The 24,201-nt window shown below is 40.7% G+C and carries 18 protein-coding genes, 9 tRNA genes and 1 rRNA gene; 21 read left to right on the top strand and 7 right to left on the bottom strand.

What is annotated here, in order from left to right; translation table 11 throughout:
• The first annotated feature begins 129 nt into the window (after positions 1-129).
• The 7 genes from rrf (at position 130) to BT147_RS13080 (ending at position 1,458) form a co-directional block, all read left to right on the top strand.
• A 5S ribosomal RNA gene (rrf, locus tag BT147_RS13110) occupies positions 130-246 on the top strand.
• A gap of 640 nt (positions 247-886) precedes the next feature.
• Positions 887-980: transfer RNA gene (locus BT147_RS13105), tRNA-Ser, on the top strand.
• 3 nt (positions 981-983) lie between these two features.
• A tRNA-Phe gene (locus BT147_RS13100) sits at positions 984-1,059 on the top strand.
• 10 nt (positions 1,060-1,069) lie between these two features.
• Positions 1,070-1,142 (top strand) — tRNA-Thr (locus BT147_RS13095).
• Between the two features lie 79 nt (positions 1,143-1,221).
• Positions 1,222-1,294: transfer RNA gene (locus BT147_RS13090), tRNA-Thr, on the top strand.
• A 7-nt stretch (positions 1,295-1,301) separates the two neighbouring features.
• Positions 1,302-1,375 (top strand) — tRNA-Trp (locus BT147_RS13085).
• Between the two features lie 9 nt (positions 1,376-1,384).
• Positions 1,385-1,458: transfer RNA gene (locus BT147_RS13080), tRNA-Cys, on the top strand.
• 51 nt (positions 1,459-1,509) lie between these two features.
• Here BT147_RS13080 and BT147_RS13075 read toward each other — a convergent pair.
• Complete coding sequence (locus BT147_RS13075) at positions 1,510-2,130, bottom strand: hypothetical protein (protein WP_072336212.1); 621 nt, start codon at positions 2,128-2,130, stop codon at positions 1,510-1,512.
• Positions 2,131-2,311: 181 nt separating this feature from the next.
• Between BT147_RS13075 and BT147_RS13070 the strand changes: the two genes are divergently transcribed.
• The 3 genes from BT147_RS13070 (at position 2,312) to BT147_RS13060 (ending at position 2,623) form a co-directional block, all read left to right on the top strand.
• Positions 2,312-2,388, top strand: a tRNA-Arg gene (locus tag BT147_RS13070).
• A gap of 40 nt (positions 2,389-2,428) precedes the next feature.
• Positions 2,429-2,505: transfer RNA gene (locus tag BT147_RS13065), tRNA-Arg, on the top strand.
• A gap of 41 nt (positions 2,506-2,546) precedes the next feature.
• A tRNA-Arg gene (locus BT147_RS13060) sits at positions 2,547-2,623 on the top strand.
• An 89-nt stretch (positions 2,624-2,712) separates the two neighbouring features.
• Here BT147_RS13060 and BT147_RS13055 read toward each other — a convergent pair.
• Positions 2,713-3,660, bottom strand: coding sequence for a Rieske 2Fe-2S domain-containing protein (locus tag BT147_RS13055; protein WP_072336209.1), 948 nt, complete (start codon positions 3,658-3,660; stop codon positions 2,713-2,715).
• Positions 3,661-3,917: 257 nt separating this feature from the next.
• Here BT147_RS13055 and BT147_RS13050 point away from each other — a divergent pair, with 257 nt between their 5' ends.
• From BT147_RS13050 to BT147_RS13040, 3 genes are all read left to right on the top strand, one after another.
• On the top strand, positions 3,918-5,639 hold the full coding sequence (locus BT147_RS13050; RefSeq protein ID WP_072336221.1) for a SulP family inorganic anion transporter: 1,722 nt from the start codon (positions 3,918-3,920) through the stop codon (positions 5,637-5,639).
• A gap of 128 nt (positions 5,640-5,767) precedes the next feature.
• A complete protein-coding gene (locus BT147_RS13045; RefSeq protein ID WP_286119492.1) occupies positions 5,768-6,355 on the top strand; it encodes a GH25 family lysozyme in 588 nt (195 codons plus the stop codon).
• Between the two features lie 160 nt (positions 6,356-6,515).
• Positions 6,516-8,432 carry an FtsX-like permease family protein gene (locus BT147_RS13040; RefSeq protein ID WP_072336206.1) on the top strand — a complete coding sequence of 639 codons (1,917 nt, stop codon included), beginning with the start codon at positions 6,516-6,518 and terminating at the stop codon, positions 8,430-8,432.
• 226 nt (positions 8,433-8,658) lie between these two features.
• Here BT147_RS13040 and BT147_RS13035 read toward each other — a convergent pair whose 3' ends face one another.
• Together BT147_RS13035 and mnmA are read right to left on the bottom strand one after the other, a co-directional pair.
• Positions 8,659-9,960, bottom strand: a complete 1,302-nt coding sequence (locus BT147_RS13035; protein WP_072336203.1) for a hypothetical protein — start codon at positions 9,958-9,960, stop codon at positions 8,659-8,661.
• A gap of 126 nt (positions 9,961-10,086) precedes the next feature.
• Positions 10,087-11,190 (bottom strand): tRNA 2-thiouridine(34) synthase MnmA, encoded by a 1,104-nt coding sequence (gene mnmA / locus BT147_RS13030; RefSeq protein WP_143188011.1) that lies wholly within the window; start codon positions 11,188-11,190, stop codon positions 10,087-10,089.
• A gap of 282 nt (positions 11,191-11,472) precedes the next feature.
• On the opposite strand from mnmA, the gene BT147_RS13025 reads away from it, so the two are divergent.
• The 5 genes from BT147_RS13025 to pepV all read left to right on the top strand — a co-directional run bounded on the left by BT147_RS13025 (position 11,473) and on the right by pepV (position 16,712).
• A complete protein-coding gene (locus tag BT147_RS13025; protein WP_072336198.1) occupies positions 11,473-12,957 on the top strand; it encodes a vWA domain-containing protein in 1,485 nt (494 codons plus the stop codon).
• The gene (locus BT147_RS13020) at positions 12,954-13,292 is read left to right on the top strand and encodes a hypothetical protein (RefSeq protein ID WP_072336195.1); all 339 of its coding nucleotides are present in this window, start codon (positions 12,954-12,956) and stop codon (positions 13,290-13,292) included. The genes BT147_RS13025 and BT147_RS13020 overlap by 4 nt, the downstream gene beginning before the upstream one ends.
• A 244-nt stretch (positions 13,293-13,536) precedes the next feature.
• A complete protein-coding gene (locus BT147_RS13015) occupies positions 13,537-14,157 on the top strand; it encodes a DUF47 domain-containing protein (protein ID WP_072336192.1) in 621 nt (206 codons plus the stop codon).
• On the top strand, positions 14,150-15,145 hold the full coding sequence (locus BT147_RS13010) for an inorganic phosphate transporter (RefSeq protein WP_072336189.1): 996 nt from the start codon (positions 14,150-14,152) through the stop codon (positions 15,143-15,145). Before BT147_RS13015 ends, BT147_RS13010 begins: the two co-directional genes overlap by 8 nt.
• 142 nt (positions 15,146-15,287) lie before the next feature.
• On the top strand, positions 15,288-16,712 hold the full coding sequence (gene pepV / locus BT147_RS13005; protein WP_143188009.1) for a dipeptidase PepV: 1,425 nt from the start codon (positions 15,288-15,290) through the stop codon (positions 16,710-16,712).
• 45 nt (positions 16,713-16,757) lie between these two features.
• On the opposite strand, the gene BT147_RS13000 is transcribed toward pepV, so the two are convergent.
• Both BT147_RS13000 and BT147_RS12995 read right to left on the bottom strand, forming a co-directional pair.
• Positions 16,758-17,417 (bottom strand): Asp23/Gls24 family envelope stress response protein, encoded by a 660-nt coding sequence (locus BT147_RS13000; RefSeq protein WP_072336186.1) that lies wholly within the window; start codon positions 17,415-17,417, stop codon positions 16,758-16,760.
• A 58-nt stretch (positions 17,418-17,475) separates the two neighbouring features.
• Complete coding sequence (locus tag BT147_RS12995; RefSeq protein ID WP_143188008.1) at positions 17,476-18,624, bottom strand: cysteine desulfurase family protein; 1,149 nt, start codon at positions 18,622-18,624, stop codon at positions 17,476-17,478.
• A 183-nt stretch (positions 18,625-18,807) separates the two neighbouring features.
• Here BT147_RS12995 and BT147_RS12990 point away from each other — a divergent pair, with 183 nt between their 5' ends.
• The 3 genes from BT147_RS12990 to nadA are packed head-to-tail and all read left to right on the top strand — an operon-like array spanning position 18,808 to position 22,283.
• Positions 18,808-20,319: an L-aspartate oxidase gene (locus BT147_RS12990; protein ID WP_072336180.1), complete on the top strand. Its 1,512-nt coding sequence runs from the start codon at positions 18,808-18,810 to the stop codon at positions 20,317-20,319.
• A gap of 12 nt (positions 20,320-20,331) precedes the next feature.
• Positions 20,332-21,189 (top strand): carboxylating nicotinate-nucleotide diphosphorylase, encoded by an 858-nt coding sequence (gene nadC, locus BT147_RS12985; RefSeq protein WP_072336176.1) that lies wholly within the window; start codon positions 20,332-20,334, stop codon positions 21,187-21,189.
• Positions 21,180-22,283: a quinolinate synthase NadA gene (nadA, locus tag BT147_RS12980; protein ID WP_072336174.1), complete on the top strand. Its 1,104-nt coding sequence runs from the start codon at positions 21,180-21,182 to the stop codon at positions 22,281-22,283. Before nadC ends, nadA begins: the two co-directional genes overlap by 10 nt.
• 63 nt (positions 22,284-22,346) lie before the next feature.
• Here nadA and BT147_RS12975 read toward each other — a convergent pair whose 3' ends face one another.
• A complete protein-coding gene (locus BT147_RS12975; protein WP_072336171.1) occupies positions 22,347-24,113 on the bottom strand; it encodes a HAMP domain-containing sensor histidine kinase in 1,767 nt (588 codons plus the stop codon).
• Between the last annotated feature and the right edge of the window lie 88 nt (positions 24,114-24,201).

The following is a 24,201-nucleotide window of genomic DNA, read 5'->3' as shown; positions in this document are numbered from 1 at the left end:
TCAGCGGTTCGACGACGCTTTCTAGTCGTTCGAACTTCAATTGTTATTTCAATCATCTCTTTCGAGATGCAACTTTCTTTCTCTCATTTCTGATCTAATTTTGAAGGTGTTTCACCTTCTACAACTTAGTCTGGTGATGATGGCGGAGGGGATCCACTCGTTCCCATCCCGAACACGACCGTTAAGCCCTCTAGCGCCGATGGTACTTGGACCGCAGGGTCCTGGAAGAGTAGGACGTCGCCAGGCATACATAATAACAAAAAAGTGCTCAGTGAACTGGGTGCTTTTTTGTTATTCCAAATTCTACTTATGAAGAATCAAGAAGTGTACTCCTTCGGATCTTCACGGTGTTACTGAGTTCTGAGGCACTATCACTACTTAGTTCGCAATCTATGATGATAGGTTGATTGTGATTGTGAGAAAATAAGAGCTTGTAAGCGCGAAAACCAGCTTATTTTACAGCTGTCTTTTTACTGTGATGGTGTGTAGGTATCTAATGCGGAATTAACTTGATCAGAGTCGCAAGAAGCACGTTTAAATGATCATTTAATATGGTTTCTTTTTTGTCTAGATATAACTAGGATCTTATCTTAGAAGCGGCTACCATTGAGATGACTGGGAACTAGCAAGATATTTGTATGGTATCTCTAAGATATAACATGAGTAACGGTGGTTATGGACCCTAGAAGGTTGAAGAATCCTTAGCTTATCTTCCTGATAGAGATAGTAGAGGCCTATCCGATAACTCAGAGCGTGTATTTTTATATAAAAGTTTCTATTTCTTGTTGACATTATCCTTAAATCACAGTACTATATTATTTGTGAGTTGTTGCTGGATTGACTTCAATCAGAGCACAATAAACAGTTAAGATGAATATGATAGTCTGGAGAGATGTCCGAGTTGGTCGAAGGAGCACGATTGGAAATCGTGTAGGCGGGCAAAACCTGTCTCGAGGGTTCGAATCCCTCTCTCTCCGCCAGATGGTTCGGTAGCTCAGTCGGTAGAGCAGAGGACTGAAAATCCTCGTGTCGGCGGTTCGATTCCGTCCCGAACCACCATAAAAAATGTGCTGGCATAGCTCAATTGGTAGAGCACCTGACTTGTAATCAGGGGGTTGTGGGTTCAAGTCCTATTGCCAGCATCCTTTATAAGATTGTAGTACAGAATATGAAATGTGCCTGTGTAGTGAATTTGTTTCACTCAGTCACGATTGATAATACGCTGGCATAGCTCAATTGGTAGAGCACCTGACTTGTAATCAGGGGGTTGTGGGTTCAAGTCCTATTGCCAGCATTTCCGTAGGGGTGTAGTTTAGTGGTAGAACAGGAGTCTCCAAAACTTCTAGTGTGGGTTCGATTCCTACCACCCCTGCCATCTTTATTTGGCGACATAGCCAAGTGGTAAGGCAGAGGTCTGCAAAACCTTTACCCCCGGTTCAAATCCGGGTGTCGCCTCCAAATAAAAAGCTTGCTTTTGACTTTAAGAGTCACGAGCAAGCTTTTTATTGTTTATACGGATAATACTTTCTGATAAGAAGCATTTAGTTTAGCCACCTGCTCTTGAAATAACGATACTAATTGATCAATTTCTGTCACTAATTGATCAGAGTTGTCAGTGGGCAAGGGTTTACTCTTGATAATGGCTTGGATTGCTTCTGATTGATTTTGAAGTAGTTGTTCATATTTTGTTGCAATGGATAATTCCGTCTGAATACTTGTTTCAAAGTCTGTGAGGAATTGCTGAGCAGGTTGTTGGATAGAAGGATTTATTAGTGTGCTTACTTGTTGTTTTACCTTTTTGAATTTTTCTTGTACACTTTCCACTGCTTTTTTATATTCTGCAATTTGAGATTTGGCTTGATTTACTTTAAGGATCATATTTTGTTCTAGCTCTGTGACCTTTTGATTGGAAATGGTTTTTAGTTTTGCCTCCTCTACAGATACAGCCATTTTTTGAAGCAATATATCATTTTGGTTTTCTTGTTGGATCAATTCATTCATACTTGAAACAATAGGTTGTATGGAAGATTCACTTTTCATTGCCTCTTGAGCGGATTGACTTGTTTCGCAACTAGTTGCTGTAATAAGAATGATACTGAAAACGAGAAAAAAGGAAAGAGTTTTTTTCAATGTTATTAGTCCCTTCTATGTAATTTGTACTATGCTTGTGGATTGCTTCTGTAACCAGAGTATCTTATCTACGAGTGTATGAGCGTAAATCGAATAGATTCCTCTTTTGTAATAAAAGTAGAAAAAGATATTGCATTGTATTTTGTCATATGGTAAGATTATTTTCGTTGACAAGTTATATGTGCCCTTAGCTCAGCTGGATAGAGTGTCTGACTACGGATCAGAAGGTCGAGGGTTCGAATCCTTCAGGGCACGCCATTTACTCTTAGAGTAGAGAGATTGAATCATATAATGAGATGTGCCCTTAGCTCAGCTGGATAGAGTGTCTGACTACGGATCAGAAGGTCGAGAGTTCGAATCTTTCAGGGCACGCCATCTACTCTCTTAGAGTAAGGAATTGAATCATATAGTGAGATGTGCCCTTAGCTCAGCTGGATAGAGTGTCTGACTACGGATCAGAAGGTCGAGGGTTCGAATCCTTCAGGGCACGCCAAATGAATGAAACCCCGCTTATGCCAGAATCCCTTGGTATAAGCGGGGTTTCGCTATGTGTTGGGGCTAAAAGTTGAATGGGATCTCTTTTTAATCAAGTGAAAAGCAAGGCTCACTTTGTAGAAACTGAAACCAACGCTTTCTAAACTGAACTTGAGCCATATCCGCATAGACGTGGGCTTCCATTTGTAATGCTTCTGGTATAGGTCTAGGATGTTGACTTTCTACAATCGCTTGATCCTCTTTTAGTACTTTTAGACTATATCTAGTTAAGATACGGTCTAGTAGCGAGAGTTGCTTTAAAAAAGTCCTTCCTGCATATCCCATTATTAAGGTTTCTTCTTCATCAATCGGAGTAAACGTAACGTACTGAATAAATGACTCATTCTCTTGTTTTCCACTATGCAGCATCCATTGATGCGGAAATTGGTATTCGAGGTAAGCATTACCGTTTGAGAATACAAACTGATCCAATGTCCCCTCTAGCTTATAATGAGTCGATTCAGCTTTTGTTTTTCTGCCAATCGTTTTTTTATGTACAAAAGCGAGGTGAGCAATATCCAGCACAGATTCGATTGATCGAGTAAAGTGTGCCTTCCAAGTGGCCTGGAAAGGGGAGAGTTTAAAAGGAACTTTCTCCATTGTGTGGAATGTTTTCCATTCTGGCGGGGCTTCCTCATTATCAGGGTATACCCAAATCAACCCCATCTTTTCTATTACAGGGTAGGATAGGGTATGAGCAAATTTTGGGATCGGTTTAGTGGGCTGGGATGGAATTCTTATACAGGTACCACAGCCGTTGAAGGCCCAACCATGGTAGGGACAGACTAGTGAACCATTAACTACTTTTCCAAGCGATAAGTCAGCACCACGATGTGGACAGTAAGGAAATAAGGCCTGGGTTTGGCCCTTTTCATTCCGAAATAACACGAAATCTTTTCCAGAAACTCTTTTCTTTATTGGTTTTTGCTTCAAATCTTTTGAATAACTTACAGCATACCAATTACGTGGGAATACCTTGTTAATTTTTAGAGTCATTTTTTTCTCCTTAATAAAAGTAATCTTGAATAGAAAATAGGAATGAAAAGAAATTACCCTTTCCATATAGTTTATATGGAGGTGGACCCAGAGAGCAAAAAATGATTGCAGAGCTAATTCCTATTACTGAATTTCATAGAGCTTCTATAAATGGCCTCATGAAGAGCTATTCGACCAAAGGAGTATTGTACATCCTAATATCTGAATACTATAATGTACGCATATCAATTATATGGAAAAGAAGGGTTCAACACATCATGGAAGACTCATTTTTTAGTCGGTATAGAGGATATTCATGGAAACATCTTCGAAAAGATCTTCTGGCAGGAACGATTGTAGGTATCATTTCTCTCCCTCTAGCTATGTCTTTTGCTATTGCTTCGGGTGTGAAGCCTGAGTATGGAATTTATACTACGATTATGGCGGGTGTATTGATTTCACTGTTAGGTGGTTCGAGATTTCAAATTGGGGGCCCGACGGGGGCTTTTATTCCGATTCTCTTAGGGATTGTACTAACATATGGATATGAAAACTTACTGTTGGCTGGCTTGTTAGCGGGAGTGATCCTGTGTTTGATGGGGATTTTTAAACTGGGTTCATTTATTAAATATATCCCACAACCGGTTATCATCGGATTTACTGCAGGAATAGCGGTTATTATCTTCACAGGGCAGATTGCGGACTTTTTGGGTTTGACGGGAATGGAAAAGCATGAGCAATTTATGGCCAATATCGCAGAAATCATCGATCATCTTAGCTCTGTTAACCTATATAGTGTTACTACTGCTGTGATTTGTTTGGGGGTTATGCTGCTTACAACGAAGCTATTTCCCCGAGTTCCAGGATCGTTAGTCGGTTTAGTTGTTTCTACTGCGATAGCAATGTTATTTTTCTCAGGCCATGTTCCTACGATCGGTACTGTATTTGGTGCAATTCCGAGTACTCTTCCATCCCTCCACATGCCTGAGATTACGTTTGAACGAATTCAAATGTTGTTGGTTCCGGCTTTTGTCATTGCTATTTTGGGTGGAATCGAGTCTCTCTTATCCGCTGTTGTGGCAGATGGAATGACACACACAAAACATAATAGTAATCGTGAGTTGTTGGGTCAAGGGATCGCAAACATCGTCACACCTTTGATTGGGGGAATTCCAGCTACTGGTGCTATTGCTCGGACAGCCACTAATATTAGAAGTGGAGGGATGTCCCCCATCTCGGGAATCACTCATGGTTTATTTGTTCTTTTGACGTTGCTATTACTGGCTCCATACACAGCACATATTCCGCTGGCAAGTATGACTCCTATCTTAATGGTAGTGGCTTGGAATATGAGTGAACGAAAACATTTTATACGAGTGCTGAAAACAAAAACAGGGGATTCCCTTGTATTACTAGTAACCTTTTTCCTTACTATTTTCACAAGCTTGACTACAGCGGTCGGCATCGGGCTTTTTTTGTCTGTTCTTCTGTTTGCCAAGCGTATGAGTGGTATGCTTGTGATGAGTAAAGTACTTCCTGATCATAGTAGTAATCATGAAAAAGTGTTGCCCCATGTTGTCAATGACACTCATGACTGCCCGCAAATTAGCATTTATACAGTTGAAGGTCCTATTTTCTTTGGAACGGCTCAGTTGTTTGAACAAAACATTATGAAAGCTGTCTGCTGTAAACCAAAAGTCTTTATTTTACGTTTGAGACAAGTTCCTTTTATGGATGTAACAGGGGAAGCATCTTTTCGGCTCTTTCTTCATTCATTACAAAGACAAGGTGGCTTATTATTAGTATCAGGAATGATCCCCTCCTTAAAAGAAAGCTTGATAAAAAATGGATTATTTGACGAGATTGGAAGGGAACATTTCTTTGATCATACAGGAAGAGCTATTGATTATGCTCTAGAGCAAATCGAGTTGAATAAATGTATCGGATGTAAGCATTTTGTTTTTCATGAATGCGCAAAATTCTCTCACCAATCAATTTAGAAAAAGGATGGATATATATAAAACGCTCTAGATGGTTGGTTATCCTTACAATCTTGATCATTACTCTGTTCTTTTTAGAGTTTAAGGGGATAATATGGCATAATTCATTGTTTGCAGTAGGGTATGAAGTGAAAGGTTTAGATGTATCACACCATCAAGGACATATTCATTGGCGAGTGGTTCAAGAAGCGGACGAATTTCAATTCGTTTATATGAAAGCGACGGAAGGACGTGATTTCGTCGACCCCAAGTTTGAAACCAATTGGGAAGAGGCAAAGAAATACGGATTCTTAGCAGGTGCATATCACTTTTTTTCTATGGGGAGTTCCGGAGAAGAACAAGCGATCCATTTTATCAATACTGTACCGAAGCAGTCGGATAGCTTGCCCCCTGTGATCGATGTGGAGATCCATCTGGAACATAATCAGGATAAAGTAAGAAAAGAGTTGCGGACGCTAGCATTTAAAATGGAACAAGAATATAAGACGAAGCCTATCTTATATGTTACATATGATACCTATCATACATATATCAAAGATCACCTGAATGAGTTTGATATTTGGATTAGAGATATCTTCAAATTTCCTACACTGGGTAGACAAAAGTGGGCATTATGGCAGTACAGTAATAGAGGAAGAGTGAATGGGATTAATAGTTATGTAGATATCAATGTCTTTAATGGAACCTTGGAAGAGTTTAAGCAAAGATTTAAATGACTAATAAAAGCGGATTTCTTGTAAATCCGCTTTTTTAGAATGGTGTCGGGACGAGGTCTAAATCTTACACAAGAGTAAGATAGGTGTAAGCTTACTCCATATCTTCGAATGAATAGATCGATTACAATATTCCAATACTATAACGTCAGGAGGACGATTCATGACGTTTTGGCAATTTGCGTATCGAAATATTTCGAGAAGTATACGGAATTATCTAGCTTTCTTTTTTAGTAGTGCGTTTTCAGTTATGATTTTCTTTTCTTATGCTGCTTTTATCTTCCATCCTCGTATCACTCAAGACGAAACGATTGGAAATACCGTTCAAATCGGGATGATAGTAGCTGAGTTTATTATTTATTTCTTTTCGTTCTTGTTCGTTATCTATTCCATAGGTAATTTTTTGAAAATCAGGAGTAAGGAGTTTGGACTACTAACCCTGATGGGGGCTACTTCTAATAAGCTAAGTCGACTTGTCTTTTTAGAACATATCATCATTGGAGCGATGTCGATCGGGACGGGGATATTAGCTGGACTATTGTTCATGCAACTATTCTTCCTTGGGGCAACGAATATTATCGATATGCCTCCACTCTCGTTTTACTTTCCCATCACAGCCGTTCAGGTTACTGCTGGGTCGTTTTTTCTCTTATTTCTCATCGCTTCATTCTTCACTCGATTTATGATCAGAAAGAACAACATACTTACTCTGATTCAGGGGTCTGTAAAACCAAAAAAAGAACCGAGAATCTCTATTTTTCTAGCTCTACTATCTGCTGGAACGATTTGTAGTGCCTTGTTTCTGGTGAGTCTCGGGATTAATACAATAAGCATTGTACTTACTCCACTCCTACTGATCATTGGTACGTACTTTTTATTTTCACATTTAAGTGTCGTCATCATACGTTTGTTAAAACAGAAGCGCTCTTTCTTTTGGGGAGGGACTAAGCTGTTATGGCTATCTGATCTCTCTTATCGGATTAAAGATAATGCTCGTCTGTTCTTTCTGGTGACGATTGTCTCTACCGTTGCCTTTACCAGTGCGGGTGGATTCTTAGCTATAAAGGAATTTATTATCGATTCCCTTGATAGTAGTTTTCATTTTCAAGTTACTCCATTTGAAGATAAGAATGGAAAAAAGGAGTCAACTCTTGATAAAAAGGTAGGTCAAGAATTAAAAAATGCGGGTGTTTCCTATTTGAAAATGACGACTACTATTCTAACTATCCGTGATCGTCAATTAGATAAGACCTATGATTTTATGAAGCTTTCTGAATATGAGAACTGGGCAAAACGTAATGGGATAAAGATTATCCCCTTGTTAAAATCGAGTGAGGTGATCCTTCTCACTACTAGTAGGATGGAAGAAGATGCACCCTCCCCTTCCTCTATGCAGGTAGGAAAGAAAAAATTCCATATTCAAGAGCGAAAAATACTCCCTAAAAAAGATCACGTCCGGCCTCAAATACCATATGAATTTGTTGTAAACGATACGGACTACACCGAGTTGTTACTCTCATCGAAAGAGAATAAGACTTACCTTACAGAAGAGACACTTTATAACTATTTTGTCCCTTCGTGGAATGATGAAATTCCGAAACGAGATTCGATTGAGGTGCAAATAGGGCAGAAATTGCAACAAGAGGCGAAAGGGATCAACGAACATTTCATAGCCCGAGGCGCCCAGCTTGTTCAGGCAAAACAAGTGTTTGATGTGATGATGTTTATTGGTATTTTCATTGCTATGATATTCTTTTTAGCTGCCGCTAGCTTTCTTTATTTCCGACTATACGCAGACTTAGAAGAGGATCAGCGAAAATACTACTCTATTTCTAAAATAGGACTTACTTTATCAGAGCTACGATCGACTATTACGATTCAAATCGCTGTACTATTTTTCTTACCGTTTTTTGTAGCTGTACTCTACTCTGGATTCTCTATACTCGTGATGAGTAGACAATTAGGTGTAAATCCTTTTGTTATTTTTAGTGGGATAAGCATATTTTTCATCTTCCAACTTGTCTATTTTTCCTTTGCAAATTCCCGATATATAAAGCATATGAAACGTCATATAGTGTAACGACGACATATACTTGACCTTATGAAGAATTGTTTAGTACAGCCTTAGAGGTTCTTGTTGGTTTGGGTATGTTCGGAAAGCCGGAAGCTGAGTAGAGTTGCTCCAATTCCTTGGTGGAAGTAGATGAGACTTGTTGCAAATAGAGTGTTTACACCAAAAAAGAGCCCTTGATGAATCTTTCAGACAATAGAGGCAGTCTGAGGGATTCATCAAGGGCTCTTTTTATTTATTCCTTAATGGGTGGTGTGGAGATTCGATTGAGCCTTGTACCAATTGTAGTAATAGGCTCGATCTGAGTGGAGAGTCCATCCGCATTTTCAAGGAGTGAGAAATAGAGTGATGTAGATTGTGTATTAGGTTTATGTAGAATTAGTTTCTTGTTTGCCTGCTGAGTTGACTGGCGTATGAATGAGGTGAGGATGGTCTGGATATAGCTGATTTTTTCGGATGGCTCTTTTTGTCCATTATTTATGAGAATGTGAACCTCTGAGGCGGTACTTTGAGTGATGAATTTTTGGATATTCTGTATTTGCAAGAACAGTGTGTCTAAACGAGTAGGTGGTTCGACTTGGATGAATGGAGTCGAATCGTTCTTCAACAGATCTTTTGGTTCGGTTGTTTTTGTTGAGAGCAAGGGCAATAATTCACCTGCTTGGTTTAGTAAGTAGGTTTCTAGTTGAAGGGTATTGGTTGGTTGATTGGATGGGTTTTCTTCTGGGTTGTTAGGTACAACCCACTGAATAGACTTATCTGAGGCGCTCGTGGACGATGAAGTCTTTTTTTCAATGCTGGTTGTTTGCTTTTGATCGCCTGCCATCATCTGTTGTAGGATTTTCGGCTGGTTACTCGTTTGTGATGTGATTGTTTTTTGAGTGTTTGTAGCAGAGATTATTTGTTTTTCTGGAGTTGCAACCGTTTTGAGGGGTTGTTTCTCGGATGGATTATCTTGATGTTTTTGAGTTGGAGAGACTGTTTGTTTTTCTGGATTCAACGATTTTTGTTTATCCTTGGTTCTCTTCGCTGTGTCAACAGTAGAAGTTTGAGTAGAAATGTTTTGCTTGTCAGTGTTCACGACTGTGTGTTCAGGTTTATTTTCTTTACTTAACTGATTTTTTGGCTTGGGTGTAATAGGCATCTTTTCCTTTTCAGGTGTAATGCTTTGATCGGAGTTTTGTTCCTTTATTGGCTGATCCTTTTTATTTGCATCATCGTTCGGGACTTGAGCGATCAATTCGGGAAAACCAGCTTGATCTCCTCGGTATGGTTCAACTAAAGCAGGTTCAGCGGGTTCTGTCTGGGTACTAGGGTCTGCTATTGGTTCCTTGACAGGCTCTGGTTGTGGCTTTGATGACTGGGATGTAAGGGTACTGGAGGATGTCTGAGTTATGAAGTACGTGATGACAGTGCTTCCAGCGATCACCAGGATAATAAGGAAGAAGGTTAAGCTCGGCCTCCATCTCCGTGGTTTCGGTTGTTCAAATAGGTGTTGATCTGGATCGTGATCTTCTAGATAAAATTCGTTTCGCAAATTCTGATCCTCCTCGACAATATTTGGTAACATCTTACTATAATTTACAAAATTATGAAAGATAAATTCAAAGAAAAGAGATAGCTTTATTTGCTATCCCCTCGAAATGTGTGCCTTCCGTTTCTCTTATACATAGGTAGAGTCGATAATACCGCCACCCAGGCAGACTTCTCCATCGTAAAATACGACCGATTGACCAGGAGTGACAGCGCGTTGTTGTTCATGGAATTGGATGTTCCATGTGTTGCCGTTTACTTGAGGAATTACAGTAACGCTTTGGTCTTTTTGACGATATCTAAACTTGGCTGTACAAGAGAAGGGCTTTGTGGGTGCTTCGGTATCTGCTAGCCAGTTTACTTCTGTGGCGATTAATCCGTTGGTATAGAGTGCATCGTGATCGTGTCCTTGAGCGACATAGAGGGTGTTTTGGAGCACATCTTTCTTAATGACAAACCAAGGTAACCCTCCTTCACCTGCTCCACCACCGATTCCTAAACCTTGGCGCTGACCGAGCGTATAATACATCAAACCATCATGTTTCCCTACGATTGTGCCATCTAATGTTTTCATGTCACCGGGCTGTGCAGGTAAATAATTGCTTAAGAACTCTTTAAAATTACGCTCACCTATAAAGCAAATGCCAGTGCTATCTTTTTTCTTTGCTGTATATAATCCAGCTTCTTCCGCTATTTTACGAACTTCTTTTTTCTCTAGATGTCCCAGAGGGAAGAGCGTATTTGCAAATTTGCTTTGTGGTACTTGGGAAAGGAAGTATGTTTGATCCTTGTTAGGGTCTACGCCTCTACAAAGCTGTCTCGTTCCATCTACTTCTTTTAGCTGAGCATAGTGACCAGTTGCAAGATAGTCTGCTCCTAATTGCTCAGCCTTTTGAAGAAATTCACCAAACTTGATCTCTCGATTACACATAATATCAGGGTTAGGAGTCCGGCCCTTGCGATATTCATCTAAGAAATAAGAAAAGACTTTTTCTTGATATTCTTTTTCAAAGTTAACGGAATAATAAGGAATGCCGATTTGCGTGGCTACCCGGCGAACATCTTCATAATCTTCTGTGGCAGTACAATGGCCGAATTCATCGGTATCATCCCAGTTTTTCATAAATAAACCGATTACGTCGTATCCTTGTTGTTTTAAAAGCCAAGCAGTCACAGAAGAATCTACCCCACCTGACATTCCTACAACTACACGTTTATTTTGATTGTTCATTATGCATCTCTTTTCTTTTGTCTTCCCTGTCAATTGTATGTAATTTTATTATAAACGATTAAGTCAAGAATGAACAAAAAGGAATTGGTAAATCTTATCACCTAAGGGGTTTTAGGAAGAAATCAAAATGTATATAATAGATATATTAATATGAAATTTACTCTGCGCTGTAACAACTATGAAAAGTCTTCGATAAAACAAGGTAATTCGTTGTCAAAGGGAATTGAATCAAGTAAGCTTTAAGAACAAACATATAAGAATATGAGCCGAGGGATAGGAGGATTTATGAGGAAACTACCACTCAAACAAGTAATTTGTGTGACGGCTGCTACAGTACTTATGAGCGGTTGTTCTACAGTCGTACAGCAAATTCAAGAGACAACCGGAAATGAGATTCGTAAAGTGGAAGAATCTAAAGCCTCTGCACCGACGGAAATTAAATCAAAGCAAGTGATGAAAGAGATCGATGCAAGCCCAGGTCCTCATACGAAGATTGAAGATATTTTACAGGACCCAGGCAAGGGATCTTTTTCGGGCAATAAATTTAACCCATCAAAGGTATATCAAGCGTTGGATCAGATGCCGATTGGATTAGAGAGAGATGCTGCCTTTCAATATTTACTAGGTCTTCTGGGAGAAAATTATAAGCAACTTGTAACCGTTTATGATGATGTAGAGATGGTTGACTTGAAAGAACAGGCACGAGTACTATCTGAGATTGCGAAAGACCATCAAGCGAAGCCACCTACGGCTGAAGAACAAGCTGCGATCCATGCAGGAGCAGTGAAAAATAACCAAATTTTGTTTCTCGTCGATGCAAGTAGTTCGATGGGAAAAGATATACAGGGTAAAAGTAAGATGGAATGGATCAAAGGAGCACTCACTCAAGTGACCAAAACGATTCCAAAAGGTACTCAGATTCATGTGAGGATGTTTGGAAAAGAGGGCGGAGTGAATGATAAAGATCCAGGGCAATCTTGTAAAGATACCTCTTTACTATACTCAGGGGTTGAATGGACAGTACCTGTGTGGTCAAAGTCGATGAATCAATTGGAATCAAAAGAAGGATGGAATCCAGCCGGCTTAGCGATTCAGGAAGGTACCAAAGATTTATCTGCTCATAAGGAGAAAAGTCGTGAAAATCGTGTTGTTCTCATTACCGATGGTGTAGATAAATGTAATACCAATCCAGTTCAACAAGCAAAGCAGTTGAGTGATTCTGATTTACACGCAGCTATTAATGTGATTTCCTTTGGTTCAAAGCTCCAAGAAGAAAAGCAGGGTTCTTCGATTGCAAGTCAATCAGGAGGAGAGTTTATCTCTATTAAAGATGGGGAGAAACTTACACAGGCTCTCCAATCCGTTACAAAAGAAATTAGACAGATGGATACCCCGTGGCAGGTGCGTGCTTTGGAAAAATCGGCTAAAACCCTTCAAAACACGCGTGAGCAGTTAAAAGATGGGCACCAAAGTGTGAGTGAGACGACGAAAAATGAGCAAGAGCACCTACAAGCGGCTAATGAATACATTTTTAATCAATCTAAAATTGAAAAGACAGATTATGAACGTATTGGTCAGTGGATCGATCAGAGATATGAACAAGTGGATGGACATATCAAAAAGCAGTATCAGAAATCAGATAAAAAGCTCCGTAAAGATTGGTTAACTCAAGTAGATAACTTGGAAAAATCATGGGATAAAACAAATCCCAAAAATACACCCAATACATTTGCTGAAAAGAAAACGGAGATTTTGGGTGATGCGAAATGAACCGCGATTTGAATATGCCATATGAGATGATTTATGATAGTCGCTTACAGATTCGTCGACCGATTCTTCATGTTGATTATGATGAATTAGAGTCTGATGTACAGGCGGAGTTTGAGCTTCTTTGTCAACAAGTATGTGCGTGTATTCCAGAGCAGATAAAGTGTTTCGAGATTGAATACCTTATGACTTTTGATTCGCTTAAAGAGGTAGAAGATGAAAAATTGTTCTTTGCTATTAATGAACAATTAAACGATCTTTCTAGTCGAATTAGTGATTTAAATATTCTATTTCTCCATATTGAAGGGTCTTTTGTGACTCAGAGTGTTCACTCATGATATACAAAAAAAGCCAGTTTTGGTTACAGAGCCAAAACTGGCTTTTTTTTGTATGAATTCAAACGTTTAATCCCATAATAAGACAGCAATAAGTACCTAACAGGATAGTGTTAAGTTTTTGTAAAGATTATTTTAACTTAGATTAAATTTATTCATGCATTATTAATTTCTCTCTTTTCAATACCTAAATAGTAAGAGTAAGATTAGCCTTATTTAATGGAAATTCAGTACAGGAGGGGTAATTGTGATTTTTAATCGTACCAAAGATCGTATCTTCTATCAAACCCTTATCGATGCGGCAAGCAATATTGTGGAAGCGGTACAGCTTTTCCGTGAAAATGTGGAGACGTTAGAGGAAAAGGAAAAGTACGCAGAACGACTTAAGGAATTAGAGTCTAAAGGGGATGCTTTTACCCACCTGTTGATTAAAGAATTAAATTCTACGTTTGTTACTCCGTTAGATCGTGAAGATATTTTAAATTTAGCTGTTAAACTAGATGATGTATTAGATGGTATAGAAGCTTGCGCGGCTCGATTTGTTTATTTTCATGTTGATAAATCAGCTCCGTACTTAGTTCAATTTGCTGAGATTATTGTAAGTTCTGCTCAATTGTTACAAGAATCATTTATCGCGCTAGAAAAGAAAGATTTTCAAAGCATACGCAAAATATCGATTGAAATCAATGACCTGGAGAACCAAGGTGATAAATTGATGCGCGATAGTTTATATACTCTATTTGAAAATCCGAGTGATGGATTAGAATTATTTAAGATGAAAGAAATTATCGAGAAACTAGAACGTGTGACCGATTTGTTTGAAGATTTGATGGATGTTATGGAAGGTGTGATTTTGAAGTATGCTTGATCCATTTTGGCTCGTCGTAGCTGTTATTGCCTTAGCGTTAATTTTTGATTTTACTAACGGCTGGCATGATACGGCAAATGCGATTGCGACAGTCGTGGGGACGCGTACGTTAAAACCATATACCGCCATCTTGATGGCTGCAGGTCTTAATTTAGTAGGCGCATTTTTCTCGACAGCTGTAGCAAAGGCGATCGGTAAAGATATTGTAAATCCCAAAGCGGTGACGTTGGTAGTGTTAGTGGCGGCACTGGCAGCTGTTATTATCTGGAACGTAGTTACCGTATTAATGGGTCTTCCAACTAGTTCATCGCATGCGTTAATTGGTAGTTTAGTAGGTGCGGCCGTTGCTTCGGCAGGATTTGATATTCTGCAAAGCAAAGGACTTATTACGATTTTGATTGGTTTGCTTATATCGCCGGTGTTGGGCGCGCTCGTTGCGTATATTTTTATGAAGATCATTCGAGTTATTTATGCAAATCAGCCTGCTTCTCGTGTGAAAAGGATATTTAAGCCTTTGCAGATTTTCTCGTCTGGATTTATGGCGTTTAGTCACGGTGCGGCAGATGCTCAGAAAGCAATGGGAATCATGGCTCTTGCTTTACTAGTAGGCGGTTATCAAACTGAATTAAATATCCCTACTTGGGTCAAGGTTTCAGCTGCATTTGCAATGGCATTTGGTACAGCAATCGGTGGGTGGAAGGTGATCCAAACGATTGGTTCCCGTTTGAGCCGCTTGGAGACACCACATGGCTTTGCTGCTGAGACAGCGGCAGCTACAATCTTGACGACAGTTGCAGGGATGGGTATTCCGGTTAGTACGACGCATACGATTACAGGGTCGATTATCGGTACAGGGATAGCGGAACGAATTCGCAGTGTTCGTTGGACAGTGGCGAAGAAAATCGTGTATGCATGGGTTCTCACCCTACCAGGGACAGCTATCATGGGTTATGTCTTGTATACCGTACTTAGTTTCTTGGAACATTAAGCCTGGAGTCGCTTGACTTCAGGTTTTTTCTATACTCGAAATCGGTGTATTTTTTCAGATAACATGCTATGATATGTGGCATATAGGATACTAAGAGATATCTATAAGGCTTTTGGTGTGTACATAAGAGGAGGATTTTCTTTTGGAAAAGCGGATCAATTGGTTGGAAGAAGTTTCGAAGAGAGAAAGCCAATTATTAGAAGATACAAAAGGATTATTATCGATTCCTAGTATTTTAGATGAGTCGACTGCTCACGAGGGAGCACCATTTGGTGCAGAGGTTGCAAATGCGATTCAATATGTAGCCAATCTAGGAGAGAGAGATGGCTTCCAAACGAAAAATGTAGATGGCTACGCAATGCATGTGGAGATGGGAGAAGGTTCTGAGTTGATTGGTGTGTTAGCTCATGTGGATGTTGTACCAGTTGGCGGAGGTTGGACATCCCCTCCATTTGAGCCAGAGATCCGGGATGGACGTCTCTATGCTCGGGGTGCGATTGATGATAAAGGCCCTGCGATGGCGGCTTATTATGGAATGAAATTGATTCAAGATTTAGGGCTACCTCTATCTAAGCGTGTGCGTCTTATTTTAGGGGGAGATGAAGAGTCCCTATGGCGTTGTATGAAGCACTATTTCTCTAAGGAAGAGATGCCTTCGATGGGCTTTACGCCTGACGCTGATTTCCCGATTATCAATGCGGAAAAAGGGTTTTATGATATTCAGGCAAATGGAACGACAGCGGCTTCGGTGAAGGAAGTTGTAGCAGATGTCTGGACGCTGGAGTCGTTCCAATCAGGACAACGTGTGAACATGGTTCCTGATTTAGCTAAGGCTGTGCTTGTAGGAGACGAGGACGTGTTTGAGTTAAAGGAGCAATTCCAAGATTTCCTATTACAAAAGGGAATTCAAGGATATGCGGAAGAGTCGAATGAGCATGTGACTTTAGTTGTTCACGGAATTTCTCATCACGGTTCGGAACCAGAAAAAGGGTTAAATGCCGCGTTAGAATTGGCCCGGTTTTTAACGACGATCAAGTTGGATGTAGTAGGTGGCCGTTATATCAAGCTGATTGATAGCTATTTGGTTGATAGCTTTTTTGGTGAGAAAATGGAAATTGCGCAAGAGGATGAGAGAACGGGAGCACTTACTGTAAATGCTGGAGTCTTCAACTATACAATGGGTGAAGGTGAAGGGATACGACTTAACATTCGTTATCCCATTTCGATTGATGATGATCAGTTACTTGAGCAACTTCGTGAGAAACTAGCCGTGTATGATCTAGAGATTGATCATTATGATCGCAAACGAGGGCATTACCTCTCACCAGATCACCCGCTTGTATCCACACTCTCTCGTGTTTATGAAGAACAGACTGGGGAGCCAGCTAAATTGATGGCAATCGGGGGAGCTACTTATGCACGTGCAGCACAAAATTGCGTGGCATTTGGGCCTTTGTTCCCAGGACGCCTCGAAGTAGCACATCAAAAAGATGAGTTTATTGAATGGGACGATATGGTTCGCGCTACGGCGCTTTATGCCCAAGCGATCTATGAATTAGCGAAATAATTTTTCCTGAAAACGATGGAAAGACCTATAAGCAAATTGAACTGCTTACGGTCTTTCTTTTTGTTTTTGTGCGAGTTGATATATTTCTGCTACCAGTGAGTCTGGATCAACACCTTCTTTTGGCAATGGACGGGCCATTTCGATTGGGACACCGTGACTGGCTATTCTTTCGTAGATAATTAAAAACTGGCCTTTCTTATAGAGTGGAGAATTATAATTATTTAAGTCAATGGGGTCACGATCTTTGCTGTCCACGATAAACTTGAGACGATATCCGTCTTTTCCAGTGAACGACTGTTCCTTGCTATAGTCTAACGTTAGTTTCTCGATACTGGACCATTCTTCAATCTCATTTTGATTTAAGCTCGTAAACGTGTTGTATGTAATTCCTTGAGGTGTAGCCAGTAAGTAGTTATCAAAGGCTAAAACGACGGTTGGAGCCATGATAAAATAAAAAGCCGTAAATAGGTAGAAGCTGTGTTTGAGCGCGGTGACTTTTTTTCGATTTCGAAAGATGTTGTACAAGAATATAGGAAGCAGAAGAGCAAATATAAAAAAGATGGTATATGAGAGATGGGTACTCATTAGATAGCTTTGATTGGATACATGATAGTTGATTTGTTGGGCGTACATGAGTAGGGTCCATATTCCTCCAGTGAGGATAGCAAATAGGGATAGTTTAAAGAGCCACCTAGCAAGTTTCATTTGTAAGAATCCCTCCGTTCTCTAAAGTGATGGGTTACAGGGTCATTAACCAATTTTGTTATATGAACAAGGAACGTAAGTAGGTAAGCACTTGTGAGAGATGATGGATCATGATATCGATATCTTCTTTGGTGGTCTCTTTTCCTAGGGTGATACGCATACTTTGATGAGCGACCTCGTCTGATCGACCCATGGCACGGAGTACGTGAGAAGGACGATGTTTTCCGGCGCTACAGGCAGAACCGCTTGATACATAGATTTGTTGGCGGTTTAGCTCTAGAAGGATTGCCTGCCCTTCTACTCGATGGAAACTGAGATTGATGTTGTTAGAGAGGCGGTCGGTTGGGTGTCCGTTTAAGTCCACATCCTTGACTTCCTGATGAATACGCGACCAAGCATACTCTCGTAGCGCGGTTAAACGCTCGGATTCTTGCTGAATTTCTTGTACTGCTAGCGTAGTTGCTACTCCGAAGCCAACGATAGCGGGTGTGTTCAAAGTAGAGGGGCGTATTTCTCTCTCCTGTCCACCGCCGTGGAAAAGGGGTTCAATCCGCACTCCCTTCCGGATATAAAGAGCACCGATTCCTTTAGGGCCATATAGCTTATGGCTTCCGATGGATAGGAGATCGACTCCTAGGTTTGCGACTGAACAAGGAACCTTTCCTATATATTGTACCGCATCTGTGTGAAACAAAATGGAACTATCTTGTAACAATTGACCGATTTCCGCAATTGGCTGAATCGTTCCCACTTCATTATTAGCGGACATAATCGTGACGAGGATCGTTTTTTCGGTTATGGCATTTGCAACATCTTTTACTTCTACTTGTCCGTATGAATCCACAGGTAAATAGGTTACATGAAAACCTTCTCGTTCCAAATAACGGCAAGCTTCTAAAACAGCTGGATGTTCGATGGAACTGGTAATAATATGGTTACCGAGATGCTTTCTTTTTTTCGCGCCACCAATGATGGCTAGATTGTTGGCTTCGGTACCACTACTGGTAAAGACGATTTCACGGGGCGTTGCACCGATCGCTTGTGCGATCTGGGTCCTTGCATGTTGAATCGCATCGCTTGATCGTTGTCCCAAATCATGGATGCTTCCTGGATTGCCATATTCTAATTGAAAATAAGGCATCATAGCATGAAGGGCTTCTTCGCGGACGGGACTTGTTGCACCGTAGTCTAAATAAATGGTCTTCAATGCGAGATTCCCCTTTGTAAGGTCTGTTTTATTATTCATTATACCGAATTAGAGATCAAACTCATCCTCTTCTAAGATTGAAATTGGAGGGTTTGTGGAATTGGTTATTGACATTATTTGATTTCCTGAGAAAATGAAACTGAAGTAAATTGTTAACATTTTGTGAAAGAAGGATGCCTAACGATGTCGATGGTACAAACCGATTATATCGTTATCGGCAGTGGAATTGCAGGTCTTACTACTGCTCTGTCTCTTGGTCGTACTGGTCATGTGATGATTCTCACAAAGGCAAAGCAAGAAGAGAGTAATTCTTGGCGTGCCCAAGGTGGAATTGCCGCTGCTGTTGGGAAAGATGATTCTCCTACATTACATCAAGAAGACACGTTGCGAACAGGGGTAGGACTATGTAATGTCGAGTCCGTTAACATGTTAGTTCAGATGGGACCGAACACCATCGATAAGCTATCTGAGTGGGGAACTCGTTTTGATCGCTCAGATGATGGTTGGTCGTTAGGTCGAGAAGGATCTCATAGTGTCTCACGGATTTTGCACGTAACAGGAGACTCTACGGGTGCTGGGATTACCTCGTCCCTTTTAGAAAAAGTACATGAACAATCAAATATACAATTATATCCGCACACAGTGGTACAGGAACTAATCGTAAAGGATGGAACTTGTCACGGTGTCGTCATGATGGATGCAGAAAGAAGTCGGCAAGTCCTCACTGCCCGCAAAGGGGTTATCTTGGCTACTGGTGGTTGTGGACAGGTTTTTCGTTACACAACCAATGATCTTGTTACCACAGGTGATGGATTTGCTTTAGCGCATCGAGCTGGTGCGAAGTTAGTAGATATGGAGTTTATCCAATTTCATCCAACTGCACTCGCAGTGGAACAAAATCCTATGTTTCTCATCTCCGAAGCGGTTCGAGGGGAAGGCGCATTTCTCGTGAATGATGTGGGTGAGAGGTTTATGAAACATTATCATGACTGGGAAGACTTAGCCCCTCGTGATGTCGTATCTCGCTCTATTTATACAGAAATGCAACAAGGCCGCTCTGTATACCTAGATGCTACCAGGATAGGGAACTCCTTTCAGGAACGATTCCCGAAGATTTTCGGACATTGTATGAAGCATGGGATCGATCCTCGGACGAATTTAATCCCTGTGACACCCGCTACCCATTTTATTATGGGAGGAATTCAGACCGATCTAGATGGTAGGACTAATATAGAAAGACTATTTGCCTGTGGAGAAGTGGCTTGTACAGGGGTTCACGGCGCGAATCGTTTAGCTAGTAATTCTTTATTAGAAGGTGCTGTCTTCGCCCAGCGAGTGGCGGATAGCATCTCTGCTCTTCCTGATCTTCCTACGCAAGAAATCGATCTTCCAAAATATGTTCATGATTACACAGATCCAGAACAAGCGAAGATCTGGAAAAACGAGATTCGTGAGATTATGTGGGATCATTGTGGAATTGTGCGAAATAAAGAACGTTTAGAAACAGGATTGGTACACATTAGGCAATTACGTGATAAAATAGGACGTGGCTTTTTTGAATGTAGAAATATGTTAATTACTGCACAAATCATCTTAGAATCTGCGCTCGCTCGAGAAGAAAGTCGTGGGGGTCATTATAGGGAAGATTTCCCAGAAACGAAGGATAATTGGGCAGAAAAACATCATGTAATCTAGGAGAATAAAAAGATGAATTCCATTCAATTGCGTCAGTTTATTCGTGATGTATTGAACGAAGATGTAGGTTCGGGAGATTTAACTACTGAATCCATTGTACCTGTGAATCATAAGAGTGTCGCGATTTTACTTGCGAAACAGGATGGTGTGATAGCAGGATTGCCGGTGGCAGAGATGGTCTTTCAAGAGTTAGATCCAAGCATTCGCTTCACCATGATAGTGGAAGAAGGCGAGAGAGTAGGTAAAGGAACAGAAATCGCTCGCATTAAGGGGTTTACCCGTACGATTTTAACAGGTGAACGCGTCGCACTTAATCTTCTGCAACGGATGTCTGGGATTGCAACGTTGACCCGTCAATTAGTCGACTTAGTAGAGGGGCTTCCTTGCCACGTATTAGATACTCGGAAAACGACCCCCGGTTTGCGGCAACTCGAGAAGTACGCCGTTCGCATGGGTGGCGGAACGAATCACCGCTTTGGACTTAGCCACGGTGTGATGCTAAAAGATAATCATATCGCGATGGCAGGAAGCATCCAAAAGGCAGTGGAGGCTGTTCGAAAGCGTGTCGGTCATATGGTGCAGGTGGAAGTAGAGGCCGATACATTGGAGCAGGTGAAAGAAATTCTTACAGTAGATGTAAATGCGATTTTACTTGATAACATGTCTGTCGATACCCTGCGAGAAGCCGTTCGCATGATTGATAGGAAAGTGTGGGTGGAAGCTTCCGGGGGAATCACGCCTGAAACCATTCGAGGGATTGCAGAGACGGGTGTAGATGCTGTGTCTCTCGGATTCTTAACCCATTCAGCACAGGCACTCGATATTAGTTTAGACTTTGTGGAAGAATTGGAGGGAGACTCATGGCAGTAGGAATGGTTCCAAATGTGGCTGACCAACTACCAGTAGAGTACCGTAGCTTATCAGATGAAGAACTAGATCGCCGGATTCGTGTAGCTAAGGCACAGCTAGGAGATGATCTTGTTATCCTTGGGCATCACTACCAACGGGATGATGTCATTTTGCACGCTGATTATCGAGGGGATTCGTTAAAACTGGCGAGAATTGGTGCAGAGCAACGAGGTGCGAAGTACATCATCTTCTGCGGAGTTCATTTCATGGCGGAAACAGCAGATACCCTGGCGGCAGATGAACAAATCATCATTCTACCGGATTTAAAAGCAGGTTGTTCGATGGCCGATATGGCTGATATTGAGGATGTAGAGGAAGCATGGGAAGTGATCACCGAGAAATTTGGCGATACTGTGATTCCGGTTACCTACGTCAACTCCACTGCGGCGATTAAAGCATTTGTTGGGAAGCATGGAGGAACAACTTGTACCTCTTCTAATGCGCATCAGGTGTTAACATGGGCGTTTGAACAGAAAAAGCGCATTCTCTTCCTCCCTGACCAACATTTGGGACGTAATACAGCCTTTGAAATGGGAGTTCCACTGGAAGAGATGGTGATCTGGAGTCCGGGAAGCGGTGAATTTGAACAACAAAAAGGGGATCTAGAAGATGTTCGGATGATCCTCTGGAAAGGCCATTGCTCTGTTCATCAGAAGTTTACTGTTGAGCAGATCGAGCGCCTGCGCAAACTAGACCCTGAAATTAATATTCTCGTTCATCCAGAGTGCTGTTTTGAAGTGGTTCAAGCATCGGATTATAACGGATCGACGGACTACATTATCAAAAAAGTAGCTGCGGCCGCTCCAGGAACGAAGTGGGCGATTGGAACAGAGGTTAACCTTGTCCAACGTCTCGCTCAAGAGTACCCGGACCAACACATCCAGCTACTCAGCACGACGATGTGCCCGTGTCTTACGATGAACCGGATTGACCGACCCCATCTACTATGGACACTCGATAGCATTATCGAAGGTAATCCAGTGAACCAGATTGAAGTGGATGCAGATACGATTTATTGGTCAAAAGTAGCGTTAGATCGGATGTTAGCTGTGTGATTGTCTAATATAGAAACAGCGGCTGTAACAGAAGGATTCCCTTCGTTATAGCCGCTGTTTTACCTATGCTTTCTTTAAATAGAAATAAAATAGCACGCCATCCTCTGTGTTATGTACACCATAGGATGAACCATGCAATTCTAATATTTTTTTGGATATAGCCAGACCTAATCCAGTCCCCCCTGTTGAACGCTTACGCGCAGCATCAATTCGATAAAAACGATCCCAAATTTTATCGATTTGTGACTGTGATATATGGGTTCCTTTGTTTTCTACACACACTTTTACCTGCTCGTTCTCCTCTACGATCGAGACGATGATTCGTTCCTGCTCTGGGGTATATCGAATGGCATTGGTGATAAAATTGGTAAGGACTTGCTCGATCCGATTTGGATTGGAAATGACTTGAATGTGATCCAGCTTTCGATCCAGTTGCAATTGCTTTTTTTCTACTTCCCATGATAACTGATCACAAACTTGTTCTACCAATTCGTCGATATAAAAGGGTTGCATCTCCATTTTGTATGTACCCGATTCAAACTTTGCTAGCTCGAGCATATCTACGATCAGCATATCCATTTTATCTACTTCTTTTTCCATGGCATTAAAGTAATGATCACTCTTATGAGCAGCAACCCCATCCTTTAGTATCGATACACAGCTTTTCATCACACTTAGAGGGGTTTTCAGTTCATGAGAGACACTGGCAATAAACTCTTTTCGAGTCTCCTCTAACTGCTTTTCCTTTTCGATATCATCCTGTAATTTCTCGATATAAGACTGTAATTTATTAGATAGTTCATTAATGTTTTTTGATAAATCACCAATTTCGTCTTTTGAATGGATGGGTACCATTTCTGAAAAATCAAGGTGTGCTATCTTTTGCGTCGTTTTATTGATTTGAAGAAGAGGGCGTGCAATTCGTTTCGAATAATAAAAGGAAAGGAGCATGGTGAGAAGGAGTACTAGAATAACGAGATAAATATAATACCCTTCCAACATTTGAACGGCTTCGCTAACAGGCTGTAGTGAAGTCATGGCGCTAATGTAATATGTTTTTCCTTCGGGACCTTTAAATGGTTGTGTTAAGAATTTATATTTAACGCCCTCCCCGTCTACATTTTCTTCCACTAATTCAGTGGACTCTGTATACATACGAGGTGGCTTTTTCATGGCCATGGTGCCTTGGAAAGATACAATTCTTTCAAGGAATAGGCTATTTGAGTAAATATAGCTGGATGACATAGTCGGGAACTCTACATGTTTGATCGTTCCTAAGAATTGGGCTTGACTTTGATTTCCTAACTCACGTCGTAGCTTATTATCTAACTGTTCATTCCGTTTAGACCGTTGACTTTTATCTCCGAGTACTACCCATGTGGGAATCAAGGTGTCGTCTTTTTCGAACCCACCAAAGTTAATTTCATTGCCTACTTTTACAGACTCGTCATTCTTTATCTCATCTATCGTAAAAAAATAGTACAGGGGAAGATGCAGGACTCGTGGCTCTTTCTGAGCGGGATTCCGTTTTTGGTCTACTTGCACTTCTAGGGAGAAGTCATCCGAATATAACATTTTTCCTTGATTATCTAATATGGTCATCCAAGTTGCATCGCGATAAAACTCTTGTTTAAGGTCCTTAATATTAGAGAAGTTTTCTGCCTCAAATTTCTTCTGTAAGGCTACGATTCGTTCTTTCGTATTTGCTACTTTTTGATTTTCATAATATTTTTTAAAGAACACAGTTTGCCCTATAAAAATCGTTGCAATAATAAGCATGCATAATCCAGTTGTAAATGAAAATAACTTAAATACAATTCCGGTTTTCATATATTATTTTCTCCCGATGTTTGTTCTTCCCCTTATGATAACCAAAATACTTGAGTTTCGTGTGGATCTTGTGTCCTTTTATTATTTT

The sequence above is a fragment of the Thermoactinomyces sp. DSM 45891 genome (assembly GCF_900119485.1).
Classification (GTDB): domain Bacteria; phylum Bacillota; class Bacilli; order Thermoactinomycetales; family Thermoactinomycetaceae; genus Baia.
This window is presented reverse-complemented; position numbering and strand designations above follow the sequence as displayed.

Excerpts from the sequence above, each read along its gene's own strand:
- BT147_RS13055 (WP_072336209.1), bottom strand. The coding sequence starts at position 3,660 with ATGACTCTAAAAATTAACAAGGTATTCCCACGTAATTGGTATGCTGTA.
- BT147_RS13050 (WP_072336221.1), top strand. The coding sequence starts at position 3,918 with ATGGAAGACTCATTTTTTAGTCGGTATAGAGGATATTCATGGAAACAT.
- BT147_RS13040 (WP_072336206.1), top strand. The coding sequence starts at position 6,516 with ATGACGTTTTGGCAATTTGCGTATCGAAATATTTCGAGAAGTATACGG.
- BT147_RS13025 (WP_072336198.1), top strand. The coding sequence starts at position 11,473 with ATGAGGAAACTACCACTCAAACAAGTAATTTGTGTGACGGCTGCTACA.
- BT147_RS13020 (WP_072336195.1), top strand. The coding sequence starts at position 12,954 with ATGAACCGCGATTTGAATATGCCATATGAGATGATTTATGATAGTCGC.
- BT147_RS13010 (WP_072336189.1), top strand. The coding sequence starts at position 14,150 with ATGCTTGATCCATTTTGGCTCGTCGTAGCTGTTATTGCCTTAGCGTTA.
- BT147_RS13000 (WP_072336186.1), bottom strand. The coding sequence starts at position 17,417 with ATGAAACTTGCTAGGTGGCTCTTTAAACTATCCCTATTTGCTATCCTC.
- BT147_RS12990 (WP_072336180.1), top strand. The coding sequence starts at position 18,808 with ATGTCGATGGTACAAACCGATTATATCGTTATCGGCAGTGGAATTGCA.
- nadC (WP_072336176.1), top strand. The coding sequence starts at position 20,332 with ATGAATTCCATTCAATTGCGTCAGTTTATTCGTGATGTATTGAACGAA.
- nadA (WP_072336174.1), top strand. The coding sequence starts at position 21,180 with ATGGCAGTAGGAATGGTTCCAAATGTGGCTGACCAACTACCAGTAGAG.
- BT147_RS12975 (WP_072336171.1), bottom strand. The coding sequence starts at position 24,113 with ATGAAAACCGGAATTGTATTTAAGTTATTTTCATTTACAACTGGATTA.